This window comes from Paenibacillus sp. Paensp111, from assembly GCF_059492195.1.
In genome coordinates this window covers 3377146-3391685 of the sequence record NZ_CP168527.1, presented here as the reverse complement: position 1 = coordinate 3391685, position 14540 = coordinate 3377146, and the positions used below count along the sequence as shown (strand labels likewise).

The 14540-nt window shown below is 54.0% G+C and carries 16 protein-coding genes; 14 read left to right on the top strand and 2 right to left on the bottom strand.

Going from position 1 to position 14540, the window contains the following annotated elements:
• Positions 1 to 99 precede the first annotated feature (99 nt).
• Entirely contained in the window at positions 100 to 810 is a 711-nt protein-coding gene (locus ACEN86_RS15920; protein WP_495631551.1) for a glycosyltransferase, read from the bottom strand.
• Positions 811 to 826: 16 nt separating this feature from the next.
• Positions 827 to 1915, bottom strand: coding sequence for a YheC/YheD family endospore coat-associated protein (locus ACEN86_RS15915; RefSeq protein WP_495631550.1), 1089 nt, complete (start codon positions 1913 to 1915; stop codon positions 827 to 829).
• 190 nt (positions 1916 to 2105) lie between these two features.
• Here ACEN86_RS15915 and ACEN86_RS15910 point away from each other — a divergent pair, with 190 nt between their 5' ends.
• The 14 genes from ACEN86_RS15910 to ACEN86_RS15845 all read left to right on the top strand — a co-directional run bounded on the left by ACEN86_RS15910 (position 2106) and on the right by ACEN86_RS15845 (position 14521).
• Positions 2106 to 3284 carry a glycosyltransferase family 4 protein gene (locus ACEN86_RS15910; protein ID WP_495631549.1) on the top strand — a complete coding sequence of 393 codons (1179 nt, stop codon included), beginning with the start codon at positions 2106 to 2108 and terminating at the stop codon, positions 3282 to 3284.
• Between the two features lie 273 nt (positions 3285 to 3557).
• Positions 3558 to 4385: a glycosyltransferase family 2 protein gene (locus ACEN86_RS15905; RefSeq protein WP_495631548.1), complete on the top strand. Its 828-nt coding sequence runs from the start codon at positions 3558 to 3560 to the stop codon at positions 4383 to 4385.
• Positions 4382 to 5521 carry a glycosyltransferase family 2 protein gene (locus ACEN86_RS15900; protein ID WP_495631547.1) on the top strand — a complete coding sequence of 380 codons (1140 nt, stop codon included), beginning with the start codon at positions 4382 to 4384 and terminating at the stop codon, positions 5519 to 5521. The genes ACEN86_RS15905 and ACEN86_RS15900 overlap by 4 nt, the downstream gene beginning before the upstream one ends.
• Positions 5518 to 6291 (top strand): glycosyltransferase family 2 protein, encoded by a 774-nt coding sequence (locus tag ACEN86_RS15895; protein ID WP_495631546.1) that lies wholly within the window; start codon positions 5518 to 5520, stop codon positions 6289 to 6291. Before ACEN86_RS15900 ends, ACEN86_RS15895 begins: the two co-directional genes overlap by 4 nt.
• Positions 6288 to 7019, top strand: coding sequence for a sugar phosphate nucleotidyltransferase (locus ACEN86_RS15890; RefSeq protein WP_495631545.1), 732 nt, complete (start codon positions 6288 to 6290; stop codon positions 7017 to 7019). Before ACEN86_RS15895 ends, ACEN86_RS15890 begins: the two co-directional genes overlap by 4 nt.
• Complete coding sequence (rfbB, locus tag ACEN86_RS15885; protein ID WP_495631544.1) at positions 7016 to 8008, top strand: dTDP-glucose 4,6-dehydratase; 993 nt, start codon at positions 7016 to 7018, stop codon at positions 8006 to 8008. Before ACEN86_RS15890 ends, rfbB begins: the two co-directional genes overlap by 4 nt.
• The gene (locus tag ACEN86_RS15880; protein ID WP_495631543.1) at positions 7992 to 9158 is read left to right on the top strand and encodes a GT-D fold domain-containing protein; all 1167 of its coding nucleotides are present in this window, start codon (positions 7992 to 7994) and stop codon (positions 9156 to 9158) included. Before rfbB ends, ACEN86_RS15880 begins: the two co-directional genes overlap by 17 nt.
• Before the next feature lie 17 nt (positions 9159 to 9175).
• A complete protein-coding gene (locus ACEN86_RS15875; protein WP_495631542.1) occupies positions 9176 to 10564 on the top strand; it encodes a glycosyltransferase family 2 protein in 1389 nt (462 codons plus the stop codon).
• A gap of 100 nt (positions 10565 to 10664) precedes the next feature.
• On the top strand, positions 10665 to 10952 hold the full coding sequence (locus ACEN86_RS15870; protein WP_495631541.1) for a nucleoside-diphosphate sugar epimerase: 288 nt from the start codon (positions 10665 to 10667) through the stop codon (positions 10950 to 10952).
• 24 nt (positions 10953 to 10976) lie between these two features.
• Entirely contained in the window at positions 10977 to 11327 is a 351-nt protein-coding gene (locus ACEN86_RS15865) for an alpha-helical endospore appendage domain-containing protein (protein WP_495631540.1), read from the top strand.
• Positions 11324 to 11683, top strand: coding sequence for a hypothetical protein (locus ACEN86_RS15860; RefSeq protein WP_495631539.1), 360 nt, complete (start codon positions 11324 to 11326; stop codon positions 11681 to 11683). The genes ACEN86_RS15865 and ACEN86_RS15860 overlap by 4 nt, the downstream gene beginning before the upstream one ends.
• Positions 11632 to 12009 carry a hypothetical protein gene (locus tag ACEN86_RS15855; protein ID WP_495631538.1) on the top strand — a complete coding sequence of 126 codons (378 nt, stop codon included), beginning with the start codon at positions 11632 to 11634 and terminating at the stop codon, positions 12007 to 12009. The genes ACEN86_RS15860 and ACEN86_RS15855 overlap by 52 nt, the downstream gene beginning before the upstream one ends.
• A 255-nt stretch (positions 12010 to 12264) precedes the next feature.
• On the top strand, positions 12265 to 13353 hold the full coding sequence (locus tag ACEN86_RS15850) for a CgeB family protein (protein ID WP_495631537.1): 1089 nt from the start codon (positions 12265 to 12267) through the stop codon (positions 13351 to 13353).
• Positions 13354 to 13384: 31 nt separating this feature from the next.
• The gene (locus ACEN86_RS15845; protein WP_495631536.1) at positions 13385 to 14521 is read left to right on the top strand and encodes a CgeB family protein; all 1137 of its coding nucleotides are present in this window, start codon (positions 13385 to 13387) and stop codon (positions 14519 to 14521) included.
• The last annotated feature ends 19 nt before the right edge of the window (positions 14522 to 14540 follow it).

The following is a 14540-nucleotide window of genomic DNA, read 5'->3' as shown; positions in this document are numbered from 1 at the left end:
CCTCCGCAGTACCGGTCCCGGATGATGACAGCAGAAGATACAATGAAACGGCAAGCCTCCGAATGCGGGAGGCTTGCCGTTTATGCTTGCTGATGGGAGTTACATGGTCTGGATAAAGTGGGTCAAGGCCTGATTAGACTGCTGAAGCAGAAGCTGGACCTCTGCCTGAATGGCATCGTGCTTTTGCACGGCAAGCGATCCGATATGGTAACGGTACTGGATGAATGGCTCATCCAGATACCCCATTTCATAACCTGTGAGCAGCGCGCGAATCCACAAGTCCATATCATGGGCATAACGGAAATTCGGATTCAGCAGCCCGATTCGGCTGAGAACCTCCTTCTTCATCATGACCGTGCAGCCGTTAACCGGATTCATGGACAGAAGAAGACTGCACAATTCTGACTGAGCGTGTATTCGGGGCCACGCAGATGACCGAAGCAGTGCACCGTCAGCATCGATCAAGTCCCCATTGGTGAAGCTGATCTCAAGCTTGTGGGTCAGCATATACGTCATCTGCTTCAGCACCTTATCCGGATAGGAGCGATCATCTGAGCCCAGCCACCCGACATATTCACCGCTGGCCATTTGAATCCCGTAATTCAGCGCATCTGCGGTTCCGCCGTTTTCTTTTCCAAGATAGACAATCCGGTGCAGATAGGGCTGGACCAAACTTGCAAATTGGGTGGAGCCGTCATCCACCACGATAATCTCCAGATTCGGATAGGACTGGGCGAGCAGGCTTTCGATCGATTGGGCGATATAAGGACAATTGTAAAAGGGGATAATTATAGAGACTCTCGGCAGCAAAGGAATCCCCTCCTTTCTAGGATCGTTGATTATATAAATAGCGGGCAAAGGCCATCGGTTCCCGGTAGCTGGCTTTCCAGGTCCCCAGCATCCCTGCCTTCTTGAATCCGTAACGCTGGTCGCGCCCGTTGCATTCAATAAAGTAGATTTCTCCCTCATGGGTTACCCCGATATCCATCCCGAGGTCCGCCAGAAGAGGCAGCCGGGCAGATAGATACTCCGCAATGGACAGAACCAGCTGTTCGATTCGGGCCATGATACGTGAGGCTTCGAGTGGCGAGACAGCCTTGGATAACAGATCGTAAGCAGGACCCGCACGGCCGCCTGCGGCGATGTTGGAGACGAACTGTCCCCTTTGCGAGCTTTTGGTAAATAAGCCTGTAACGCCCCATTCTCCTGAAATCCCACGCTGAACTGTCACTCTGAGATCAAACGCACATCCTTCGTGTTCGGCCAGGGGGATACGCTCCTGAATTAAGTAGGGTGTGCGCTCAAGGCGTCTCTTTATATAGGCAGGCAGCTCTGTCCCGGGCAGCTCCTGGGTTACCGAGGTCCTTTGGCGGGACGGTAAGTTAAAGGTTATAGACCAGCCGCGGGGCTTCAGCTGAAGGCGCATGATGCCCCTTCCGACACTGCCCCGGCAGGGCTTCAGGATCAGATCTTGATATTTCTCCATGAACATCCGGATTGCCGCGGGAGAAGCGGGTGCCGTGTCGGGGAGATAGCTTTTAATGAAGGGATGAGCTTCCAGCAGCCGATGAATGACATCTTTTCCATAACGGTTGTTCGTATTGAACAAGGTGATGTCTCTGGAGATTAGGGCCTTGATCCTCCGGTTCGCAGCGGCCTCGCTATAGATGGCGCGGTTATGGATAATGGGGGGGATAGGAATTATGACTCGTTCATATTGATGTTTGCGATAGATGTAGGCTGCTGTTCGCCCTGAAGCCAAATCTATATCTCCAAGCTTTATAAATACAGGAACAAGCCCGAACATGGCCGCAGCTTCTTCATAATTGGATATCGACTCCTGTGCGGTCTTTCCTCTTGGTATTCCCCGGTGCATGCCCGCATTCAGCAGAATGCCGACGTGATGATTTCCCATGTCTGTCCCTCCTTTCTTGTTCGGCCAGCAGGGTAAGAATGCCTTACCTTTATGCTATGTACCCTCCGGCAAAAGGCGTGGACGACTGTTCTTGGGACAGCAGCCTGTTTGATTCATTGCGGCGTACAGTCACATTCTTCATGGTCATTTCGTATATTTGAAGAATAGCGCAAGTAGGGAGGGACTTTCATTGTCGGTCCATAGTAAAGTGGCGGTCATTACCCCCGGAGTATTTGTAATTCCTTCAGGCAGGAGCAGCTCCGTGGAGCGGGTAGTCGAGAAAACCATGCCTTTGGTCTCCAGCGATTTGGAGATACGGGTGTTCGGAAGATCAGGGGGAAGCCTGCCGGCAGTAGGCATGCTGGGATCCGTGCCCTGCTTCCGGCTTCAGGGCGGCTCCATGTATTTGTCCAATCTTATGCGCCACTTCAAAAAGTGGATGCCGGACAAAGTGGATGTGCATAACCGCCCGGCTCTGGCTTACCGGCTGAAGCGGCATCTTCCGGGCACGAAGGTGTATCTGACGCTTCACTCTACCACTTTCATCAGCGAATCATGTCTGCCTGGGACAAAGGCTCAGCGCATGCTGGAGTACATGGACGGAATTATTGTGAACAGCAGCCATCTGCACCGCGAAGTGGAGCGGCGGTTCCCCGGGCTGGGCGGGAAGATGATGGTGAATCCGCTGGGGGTAAGTCTTGAGGACTTCAACCCGCGCTGGAGCCCTGCGGCAGAAGCGCTTCGAAGAGGAAGACTTGAGGATTACGGGTGGAAGACGCGGAAGATCATCCTGTATATTGGACGTCTGATTCCGGGGAAGGGCATCCACCGGATTCTTGAGGCGCTCCCGGGCATTATTGAACAGGAGAAAGAAGCATTGCTGGTGATTGTCGGCAGTGCCTTCTATGGAGTCAACACGGAGACCCAGTATGTTAAATATCTGCGTAAATTGGCTGAGCCTTACAGTAACCATACAGCCTTCCTGCCTTATATTCCCTACCCTCAGGTTGCAGATCTGTATAATCTGGCTGATCTGGTTGTGGTCCCTTCCATGGAAGAGGAGGCCTTTGGCTTGGTTAATCTTGAGGCGATGGCCTCAGCCGTGCCGGTAGCTGCCTCTGAAGTAGGCGGGATACCGGAGATTGTGCAGCACGGCACATCGGGCATTCTGCTTCCGAAGGGAAGCTCGGGCCAGGATTGGGAGCAGAGCATCGTAAGGCTGCTGGCGGACAGAAAGCTCCGTAAGAAGCTGGGCATGGCGGGCAGGGAACGGGCCCGCACTCAATTCCGATGGGAGCATACGGCGGCAAGGTGGGCCGAGATCATGAAAGCGGATGTGCCCGAATTGGCCCGAAGCTTCAGCGGTTAGGCGAGGGGCCCTTGCAGAGGCAAACTCAGGGAAGACTGTTCAGGCAGCTTTAGCTGCGGGGCAGTCTTTTTTTGGCTGCTGCGGAAGCCTACGCTCGTCCGCCGGTCACATGCTGATGACGGGAGAGCGCATGATTTCCTCAGGCAGGGTCCCGCCTTATGCAGCCCTGCTCTGATTATCAAGGACTGTACGTTTGCCGTTACGCTGTTCGTACGCAGGCATAGACTATGATATACCACCTGGGATAAATAGCAGCAGAGGGAGGTAAATCTCTTGATAACCAGGAGCAGAGCAGGCATCAGGATGCGGCGGCGGAGGAGAAAGAGAAGCTCCGGATTGAAGACAGCGGGATGGATTAATCATGCTGATCCGCTTGTGTCTATTATTATCCCTGCCATGAACGAGGGCAGGAGGATCGCCCGGGTGCTTAGAGAAGCAGCCAAGGTGCACCCCCGAAGCGAGATTATAGTTGTGGTTAACGGTTCAACCGATAATACCGCCAAGGTAGCGTCCCGATACGGCGGAAAAGTGATCCTTTTCGAGGAGCCGCTAGGGCATGACGTAGGACGGCGGATAGGGGCAGAAGCAGCCAAGGGAGGGGTACTCCTGTTCATAGATGCTGACATCCCGATTAAAGCGGCAGATCTGATTCCTTTTGTGAAGTCTATTCTTCAAGGGACGGATGTGGCACTGAATCAGTATGCGGGCCCAGTCGCAGGCAGGGAGGCACATCCTGTCGTGGTGGCCAAACATACGCTTAATGCGATGCTGTCCCGCCCGGATCTTGGGGGCGCGTCTCTTACTGCGGTTCCCCATGCTCTGAGCCGCAGAGCCATAGAGCAGATGGGCTGCGATGTATTGGAGGTGCCGCCGCTTGCCTTGGCCAAGGCAGTGACCTCTGGACTTGAGGTGCGTGCCGTGCATCATGTTCCGGTAGGAAGAATGAATACGCGGCGGCCGAAGTTCAAGGGCCTCGATCCGCTGGGATCCCTGGTGACAGGGGACCACTTGGAGGCAGTACAGTGGCTTCTTGATGAAAAAGGGCCGCGGGCAGGCTTCACGGATCTGGGCCGTCAGCGTGAGAGGGTGCAGCATATATGAGATATAGGAAATCTCATCGCCAACATGATCGGTATCGCTATCGCCGCAATCGTCATAGAAAACCAACGAATAGAAGAAGCGGCAGGGGACTGCGCCAATCTGCGTACAGGGGCCGAAATCCACGGAAACCCAAGGCCCCAACAAAGACAACTTCCGCCTACGCAAGGTTCCATACCTCCGCTTACCAGGCCGGTCTCGCCTCAGCAGCAGGACTTGAGCCCAATGAGCGAACGGCGGACCATATGCGTGAGGCGTTCAGGAATTGGACCCGGCAGGCCGGGGCAGTGGACGCCTCCTTCCGTCTGCTTCTGTCCACCGGTAAGGAATTCCGGAAGGGGTACGCTGCGGGGGCTGGCGGCGGACAGAGGAATGAGGTCCTTCTGCCGCTAACCGGCTCGGCTTCAGCCATCGTAACGGTGAGCAATGAAGAGGATACGGTGTCGGCCGTGCTTGCGGAGCTTGAGCGGCTTCCACTTTCCGAAATCATTGTTGTTCTTAATGGCTGTACGGATAGAAGCTTCGAAGCCGTACGGAGGCATTCCCATATTACACTGGTCCATTATCCCGAGCGGCTGGGCCATGATGTGGGACGTGCACTGGGCGCATCGGCGGCAGGTGCTGATATTCTGCTGTTTGTCGACGGAGACATGGTTGTTCCCGCCGAGGAGCTTGCAAGGTTCCTGTATGCGGTCGACCGGGGATCCAATGTGGCCCTGAATGACCTTTCTCCCTGGATCCCTGCCTTTGCCCATCAAGATGATGTCACCCGCTGCAAAACATTTCTGAATTTGGTTCTGGGCAGGCCGGATCTGAAAGCAAACTCGATGACCGCGGTTCCGCACGCTTTATCCCGAAGTGCCGTTCAAATGATCGGAGCAGCAGCCTTGGCGGTTCCGCCCCAAGCCCAGGCACTCGCGCTCCTGCTCGGACTGTCTGTAACTGCTCCCGTATCCGTGAATGTCATCCAGAAGAACCGCAGCAGACCGGATAATAACGGGAGGGGGAACTCCGTAGCCCGGATGATTATAGGCGATCATCTGGAGGCTTTGGGGGAAGCGATGGGCCGCAGCGGTACAAGACTCAGGATGACGACCCGGAGCAGGGCGGACATAGCCAAAGTGAGGAATTCCTTATGAATGGAACAAGTATAATCATTCCCTCTTATAACGGACTGCATTTGCTGAAGCCCTGTATTGAATCGATCCGGCTTCATACGCATGAGCCCTACGAGATTATCGTGGTTGATAATGGTTCAACCGATGGTACAGCAGAGTATTGTATAGATGAGAAAATTATTCTTGTCTCTCTGCCGCGGAACGAGGGATTCCCGGCTGCCTGCAATAAAGGTCTGGCGGTTGCTGGCGGTGAGCAGCTGATGCTGCTGAATAATGACTGTCTCGCTGGACCTGGATGGCTGTCTAATCTGCTCGCCGCGTTATACAGTGCGCAGGATATCGGTATGGTCGGGCCCGTAACGAATTATGCGAGCGGAGCGCAGCAGGTCCACGCCGATTATAAGGGACGCGAGGAATATTATCTTTATGCGGCGGCGAACAATCTCTCCGATCCGGGCCGCTGGACTGAAGTTAAGCGGCTGGTCGGACTCTGTCTGCTGTTCAAAAGAAGTACCTTTAAAGCAGTTGGGTATTTGGATGAACGCTTTAGTCCGGGACATTTCGAGGACGATGATTATTGCTATAGAATCAGGGCGCACGGGCTTAGGCTGCTCATGTGTGCGGATGCCTTCATTCATCATGAAGGGAGCTCAAGCTTTAAGACGGCGTACCCTGACGGCTGGCTCCATCTCGTCGAACGGGGGAGAAGGCTCTTCCATGAGAAGTGGGGAATCGATCCGCACCAGTTCATATCAGGTGGGGCATTCACAGAGGGGGAGGGTCATCCATGAAGGGAGTAATTTTGGCGGGAGGCACGGGAACCCGGCTTGCTCCGCTTACCAGGCTCATTAACAAACATTTGCTGCCTGTAGGCAGACACCCGATGGTCAGCTACGGCATAGAGCGTCTGCGGCAGGCGGGTATTACAGAAGTGCTTATCATAATGGGAAGACAGTCCGCAGGCTTATATACTGATTTTTTTGGCAGCGGTCAGCAGTATGGCGTTCACCTCACTTACCGGATTCAGGAAGAGGCGGGCGGCATTGCAGATGCCCTGAACCTCGCCCGTGGCTTCATCGGAACCAGTGAGAAATTTGTAGTCCTGCTGGGGGACAATCTGTTCCTCGACAGCCTGCAGCCTTTCGTAGAGAAATTCCGCAGTCAACCCGCGGGAAGTGCCAGGGTTCTGCTCAAGCAGGTTAAGGATCCCCGGAGATACGGCGTTCCTGTGTTTGAGAGCCAAGATCCGGGGCTGATCTCCTACATTGAAGAGAAGCCGGAAGAACCCAAATCCGATTATTGTGTCACAGGCATCTACATGTATGATGAGGCAGTATTTGAGATCATCCGCAGTATTGTCCCGTCAGCCCGGGGTGAGCTTGAAATCACAGATGTGAACAATCACTACGCGGGGCAGCGCAAGCTGGAATATGACGTGCTTCGAGAGTGGTGGGGTGACGCGGGAACGTTCGATTCCCTGGCGGAGGCTGGACTAAGAATGAAAGGGGTACTGCCGTGACACGACTGCTTGTTACTGGAGGGCTTGGTTTTATAGGAAGCCATTTCATTGAATATATGCTGAACCAGTATCCGGACCTTAGGATCACCAATCTCGATGCAGCAACCTATGCCGGAAATATGGACAATACGCAGTCCTTCAAGGATAATCCGCGCTACAGCTGGCTTCATGGAGACATTATGAATCAGGAGCATGTCAGCGCCGCCTTCACAGATGAGGTTGAAGCTGTCGTTCATTTCGCAGCCGAATCCCATGTGGACCGGAGTATTATCTCCCCGGAGCAGTTCGTAAGGACCAATGTGCTCGGAACCCATATTCTTCTGGAGAAGGCGCGCGAAGCCAAAGTGAAGAGGTTCATCCACGTGTCTACGGACGAGGTATATGGAAGCCTGGGTGAGAGAGGATATTTTACGGAAAATAGCCCTCTAGCGCCCAATAGTCCTTATTCCGCCAGCAAGGCAGGCTCGGATCTGCTTGTTCGTTCTTATTATCATACTTACGGCTTCCCGGCAATAATCACCCGGTGCTCCAATAATTACGGTCCCCGGCAGTTCCCGGAGAAGCTGATCCCGACTATTATATCAAGAGCTCTGATGAATCAGAGGATTCCTATCTATGGAACAGGACTGAATGTTCGCGACTGGCTTCACGTGACGGATCACTGCCGGGCGATCGATCTTGTTCTTCATCAGGGAAGAACAGGGGAGGTCTATAACATTGGCGGTCATCACGAGATGAGCAATCTCGATCTGGCGAAGCTTCTCTTGGACATTTTGAATAAGCCGCATTCTCTTCTGGAATTCGTTCCGGACCGCCCGGGGCATGACCAGCGCTACGCAATTGATCCTGCCAAAATAGCTGCCGAGCTTCAGTGGAAGCCCCTGATCGATCTGGAGAGCGGCCTAGCAAGTACCGCAGCCTGGTATATTCAGGCGGGGGAATGGCTCCGCCGGATTGCAAGCGGTGAATATCGTGTCCTTCCGTCGTAAAGGGATCAAGACCCGAGCCAGGATGAGGCGTTCCGCGTCAAAGAAGAGCAAAGCGCATTCGCGCAGACGCAGGCACAGGCATGGATGGGCCGGGCGTACCCGTAGATCCCGCCTCCCCAGCCGGAAGCATAAGAGCAGGCAGCCTTCCAAAGGGAAGAAGGCGACTGCGGGGGCTGAGCAGAGGGAGCATTCTGTAGCTGAACTTGGATCCGATGCTGTACCAGCATCGAGTTCTGTAACTGAAGCAGTAGAACTTGAAGCAGAACCATCCGCTATAGAACCAGCATCAGTTCATAGACCGGACACCAGGCTCGCGGCCGAAGCCGCTTATCAACAGGGGTTCAGGGATGGATATTTCGAAGGTGGAGAAGCCAGGGTCAGCCGGATGCTCCCGCCTTACTGCATTCTGCCTGAACGGAACGTGGAGGATCTGATCCAGGAAGGCCTCAGGCATTCGGACTCCTTGCTGCTGCCACTGAGGACCCCATGGGAAGTTCGTGAGCAGATTATGGCCAAATCACAACAAGGGGCCGCATGCTCCCTCGTTCGTCTCGGGGATGGGGAGCTGCTGACCCTGGCACATGATACGGTGCTGACGACACTTGAGGTGCAAAGCCGCGGAGCGTTCCTGCCCTATTCGGGGGTTCAGCTTCCCTGCCCGGAAGTTCGGGATCAACTGGCCGCTTCTATTGAACTTGCAGATATAATTGGAATTCCGGAATCTCGGCATGACAATTTCCAGGGACTGCTGCTTCCGGTGTTCAAGTACTATCATCTCGATTACCGCAAGCTTTGGCTGACCTCATCCACCATCAATTATGCTCTGAATGAACAAGGGTTACTATCCGGCCTGCTTAGGGAACGGCGGATTCTGCTGGTTGGCAACAGGTCTGCTGAACTGGGGAGGGCGCTGGAGAAGAGCGGGCTTCAAGTGTCTGCCATGGTTACGGAAGTGAACGGGACCGGGGATATCCCGCGCGTACTTGAGCAGATCCGCACGATGACCGCCCCCTTTGATATCGTGCTGGTCGCCGCAGGCATAGCTGCCGTCATCCTGTGTCCGCGGATTGCCTCCGAGTATCAGGTCACCGCCCTGGATATCGGCCATTTGGCAGATCGGTTAGGACGAGGAGAAGCTGAGTTAATCTGACTCTAGGGAGGTGAATTATGAGGGGTGCAAGCAGCTGGCAACGCAGGAGAGCCAGACGAAGACAAGGAACAAGGGCAGGATTTCATAAGTCAAAGTCCAGCTCCTCAGCCAGTAATACCTTGAAGTATGACAGAGGTTATAAGACTGGATATGCTCAAGGCGTTCAGTACGGCCGGCAGGATTACGCAAGACCTTTCGAAGGGACCAGCATTATTATACCTACCTATAATGGTTTGGGACTGCTGCTTCCTTGTCTGGACAGCATCCAGACGCATACGTCTCTTCCTTACGAGATTATTGTGGTAGATAACGGCTCTACAGATGGGACCGTTGAGGCGCTGCGCAGGCGCGGACCGGGAATCCGGCTCAGGGAGCTCGGCGAGAACAAGGGATTTGCCCAGGCGGTGAACATCGGGTTAATGATGTGCAAAGGGACCACGATTGTGATCCTTAATAATGATACCCTTATGCCGGAGGGATGGCTGGGCAATTTGCAGGCCTGTCTCAGCAGCCAGCAGGGGCATGCCGTAATAGGTCCGGTCACGAATTATATCGGGGGGGAGCAGCAGATCGACGTTCCCTATCAGGATGTAACGGAGATGTGGGACTTTGCCTCAGCGTACAACAGGAGCCATGGGGGCAGATGGAGATCTACCGACCGGCTGGCCGGCTTCTGTCTTATGTTCGCAAGGGAGGTTCTGGAACGAACCGGATTCTTCGATGAAGGCTATCAGATTGGGAATTTTGAGGATGATGATTTCATGATCCGCCTGCGGATGCTCGGGATTCCGCTTGTCATTGCCGAGAATACCTTTGTGCATCATACCGGCAGTGCGACCATGCGAACGCTTGGCAGAGAAGGCTACCTTCAAGTGAATGGCCGCAATGAGCAGTTCTTCCTAACCAAATGGGGAGACCGTAGGGAACTGCGTCACTCTGAGGGTCCCAATCCGGAGCCTCATTTACTCAAGTCAGTCGATCTCTATCCTTCCCGGGTGCTTGTGCATGATTTGAAGAACCGGATATACTGGCTCGAGCAAGGCGTCAAGCACCCCATTCCTGAACCGGGCATGACCTTGGAGCAGCTGCCTCATAGGATCAGATTGTCCATGCTGGAGCTTAGGAAGTATAGAACGGGCAGATCGATAGACAAGGAGGAGCTTCAAGGACTGCTGGTGAATCAGGGGGCTGACGCTGAAGAGTTCACGGGAGCCTTGTTCGAAGGGGGGGATGCCCGCCGATTCCGGATAGAGCATGGAATGCGGAGGGAGATCCTCACCCCTTATGCAGCAGAGTGCTGGGGGCTGGCCGGATTAACGGTGAAGCCTCTCCCCGAGGAACTGAACCGCCTGCCCGAGGGATTGCCGATTATCCCGCCCCCGCTTCTTCTCTCAGCAGAGTTATAAGTCACAGGTGGGCTTAGGAACGGACCTGTCAGCATCCGCATATGCTGGGATAGAGGCATTGACTAAGTTTTTTTGGTAAATGAGAGGCAGGAGGGATAGAGTGGAGCAGAAAATTACAGAGTTTATTCTTCATTTGTCCCACTCCCATCAGCAGATGGCGCGGGTCGTCGACGCCGAACGGCATGTTGCGGTGAAGATGGCGCAAATTATTCACGACCTTCCGGATCAGGATCCGGAATTTGATGGAACGGAAGGGCTTATGGAGAGTGCAGGAAATATCAATCAGAACCTGGTCTCGTACTTGAATGCCTTGGCAGATCTGCAGGAGGCCATGGCCGAGAACCTGGGTCTTGTAATTAAGGAAATGAGAAGCGAAGAGGATGAATAGGATGACCGGATCGGGGTGGAGAACATGAGCAGAGAAGAGGCCTATATGGGGATTTTGAATGCGGCATCCAAAATCCAGTGGAATGTAGCCATGATGCTCGAAGCCAAAGCGGTGGAAGCCGAGAAGGTGCGGAATTGGACACTGAATCACCTGCATCCGCGGTGTTATGACGATCACGAGAAGCAGCTGTCAGGCCCGCTCAAAGTGCATGGACAGATTATAGAAGTGATTGAGGGAATCACCAAGCTTCAGACGAGTCTATGCAGCAATCTGAAGGTAGTGCTGCCCCAGGAGGAGAGCAGCTCGGAGGATTCCGGCGGAATGGGCGGGTTCTTTGGCGAGGACGGTATGGGCTTCGGGGGTCCGGGTAAATGATTGCTTCTTCGCTGTCTGAGCAGGAAGTCAAGCTGAGCCTGGTACAGTCCATTGCGAAGAGCCAGGAGGCTCTGGCCCGGATTCTGGACAGTATTGCAGACATTACAGAAACCTCGGAGGACGCGTCCAAGCTGCTCAGGGATAATGTGAAGGTGTTGACCAGCTATCAAATTTCAATTGCCCAAATGATGTGCGGTGTCCGCTTGAACCGTCAATATTATGGAACTCCTGCCATGCCATGGATAAATGAAGCTTTGGATCCTGCACCAACTGCTGCCCGGGGAGTCGAGGAGGAAGACAATCGATGGCCAGATCTAAGAAGCGGTCAGCTGCCGGCTCGAGAGGGAGGCTGCTGACCGCCAAGAGAATCAGAATCATGAGAGGAAAGGTGCGCAGACGCAGGAAGTCCAAGGTTCGTTCGGCTTCCCGTGAACTTAGGCTGCGCCGCCGCAGAACCGGCAGTCTACCCTATAAGAAGCGAAGATCAAGCTATCGCAGACACAGGCAGAAGCGCAAAGCTGCTGCTCACCCCCAAGCAGTACGAACACCGGATGAGGCAGGCTTAGACACGGCCCATGCCTACCAGAAGGGCTATGATGAGTCCTATCAGGAAGGCTTTAATGCCGGCTTCGCCCAAGGATATGAAGACGGCCACAAACTATCGTACAGTGAGCCCGATTAATAGAGTTAGCCAAGAACACAAGAACAGCAATTCTTCTGTTATTACAGAATTGCTGTTCTTGTGTTCTTTTTGATGCAGAAGATGTGGTTCCCCGCGGAGCGGGACGCCCTGCCGTTATATTCAAAAGCCTGGAGGCCCTTGCCGCACTAGGGCTGAAGCCAATTTTCCACAGTTCGGGTAGTCGTCCATGATGCACGTGTACCCCGCGCATATATGTATAGGGATAAAACTAACAACACAGATAGGATGGTTAGCATGAAGACTCAGCTTGAAGCGGACCGGAGCTGGGGGTACTGGCAAGGATACCAGGAAGGACGCCGGTTCGGCGGTTGTCAGGCGGTCCTCAGCAAGGTGAATAATCAAGCGCCGGACCCCTTTCACCTGAAGGTCATGTATGTGCCCCAGGGTTTTGAGGCGATTGACAGAGGGGTCTTTCATGCTCTGGAGGAACATACTTCGCAGTGTATCCTATCCCATCCTTCCACCATGCTCCAGGATGCGGCTGCCCATCGTCCTGATCTGGTGCTGGTCATGAATGCTCTTCACGTATTTCCGCCGGACCATACAGAGCATATCAGACAGCTTCGGGCTATGGGGATTCATACGGCCGTATGGTTTGTGGATGATCCTTATTTCTCGGAAGAGACGGCACAATTAGCACGGGAATACGACGAGGTCTTTACCCATGAGCTGTCAGGCGCTGCTCTGTACAAGGAGGCAGGCTGCCTCAGGGTTCATTACCTGCCGCTGGCCGCAGATTCGGGCATCTTTTATCCGCAGCAGGTAGGTCCGGAATATCAATATGACGTTTGTTTTATCGGCAATGCCTTCTGGAACCGGGTCGCCCTGATCGAGGAGCTTGCTTCTTTTCTTGAGGGCAAGAAGGTCTTCCTGGCCGGAGGGCACTGGGATCGGCTTACGAAGGGGACGCAGCTGGATTCCTGTATCCACCGGGAGTGGATCGCTCCGGAGGAGACAGCCCGTTATTATAACGGGGCCAAAATCGTGATTAATGTTCACCGCCCGACCCGGGCAGGCGAGGATAACCGGAACAGCTGGAATCTTGCGGGACGCTCCATTAATCCGAGAACTTACGAGATGAGTGCCTGCGGAACCCTTCAAATTACCGACCTGCGGGAAGACCTGACGTCGTATTATCGGCCGGGCTATGATATCGAGACCTTTAAGGACGCTTCAGAGCTGCAGGCAAAAATCAGCTATTACCTGGAGCATGAAGAGGAGAGGCTGCAGATGGCATGGCGTTCTCTCTGGACGACCCGGCAGTATCACCATTATGGTGACCGGGTTCGAAGGCTGCTGGGTACAGTGTCGCTGGACCGTTAACCCCTTTATGCAGACTACGAGGAGTGAAAATATGTTGAGAACACAAGTAACAACCTCATCTCTCACTGTCCCGTCTGCTCCCGGAATAAGTCCAAGGCAGCGGGGACGGGAGATCGGGTGGAAGGCCGGATATGAGGAAGGCTATCTGAGGGGAAGAGCGGACGTCATCGTCAGCAGGAATCAAATTACATTCCCGGTAAAACCCCTTCGTATCCTGTATGTGGCCTCGGGCAAAGGGTTCCCCTATTCCCCTATAGACGAGGCGATTCTATCGACCCTTCGCTCCCAGACTTCAGAAGTGATACAGACTCATCCCCAAGAGTCAATCAGCGCCCTGGCAGCCCTGCACACCCCGGATCTCGTACTTGTGCTCGACGGTATGGATGTGAGCGTGGAGGAGATTGATCAGGTACGCGCGGCCGGGATCCGGACCGCCGTATGGTTAACGGATGATCCCTATTATACGGATATCACGGTTCTCAAAGTGACCCACTATGATTATGTATTCACCCTGGAGCTTAACAGTGTTGCATTCTATGAGCAGGTGGGCTGTCCGAGGGTCCATTACCTGCCCTTTGGCGCCTTTACCGGGCATTATAAGCCGGGAAGAGAACGGGCGAAGATATCAAGGACGCTAAGCTTTATCGGCTCAGCCTATTGGAACAGGATCAACTTTCTCAACCCTATTATCGGTAGCCTGATGGCCAAAGGCATGTATATGAACGGAATCTGGTGGGATCGCCTGCCGGAGTATTCCAGATTCTCCGACCGGATTGAAGTAGGCAAATGGCTGGGGCCGAGTGAAACAGCTGAGGTCTACAGCGGGACCAAAATTGTAATTAATCTGCACAGAGCCCACGACGATGAGACGCTGAATAATAATGCAGCGAAAATACCGGCTTCGTCTCCGAATCCGAGAACCTTTGAAATCTCGGCCTGCGCTACGCTGCAGCTGGTGGATTTCCGGAGTGATCTGGCACGGTTCTACACGCCGGGTGTGGAGATCGAGACCTTTTCATCTCCGCAGGAGCTGCTGGACAAAGTGGACTTTTATTTAACCCATGAGGCGGAGCGCCGGGAAATTGCGCTTGCGGCTCTTGAGCGAACCTATAGGGAGCATACTTATGCTCACCGCATCCATGAAATGCTGACGGTCATCTTCGGCTGAGGCACCGCTTCAGACCCTG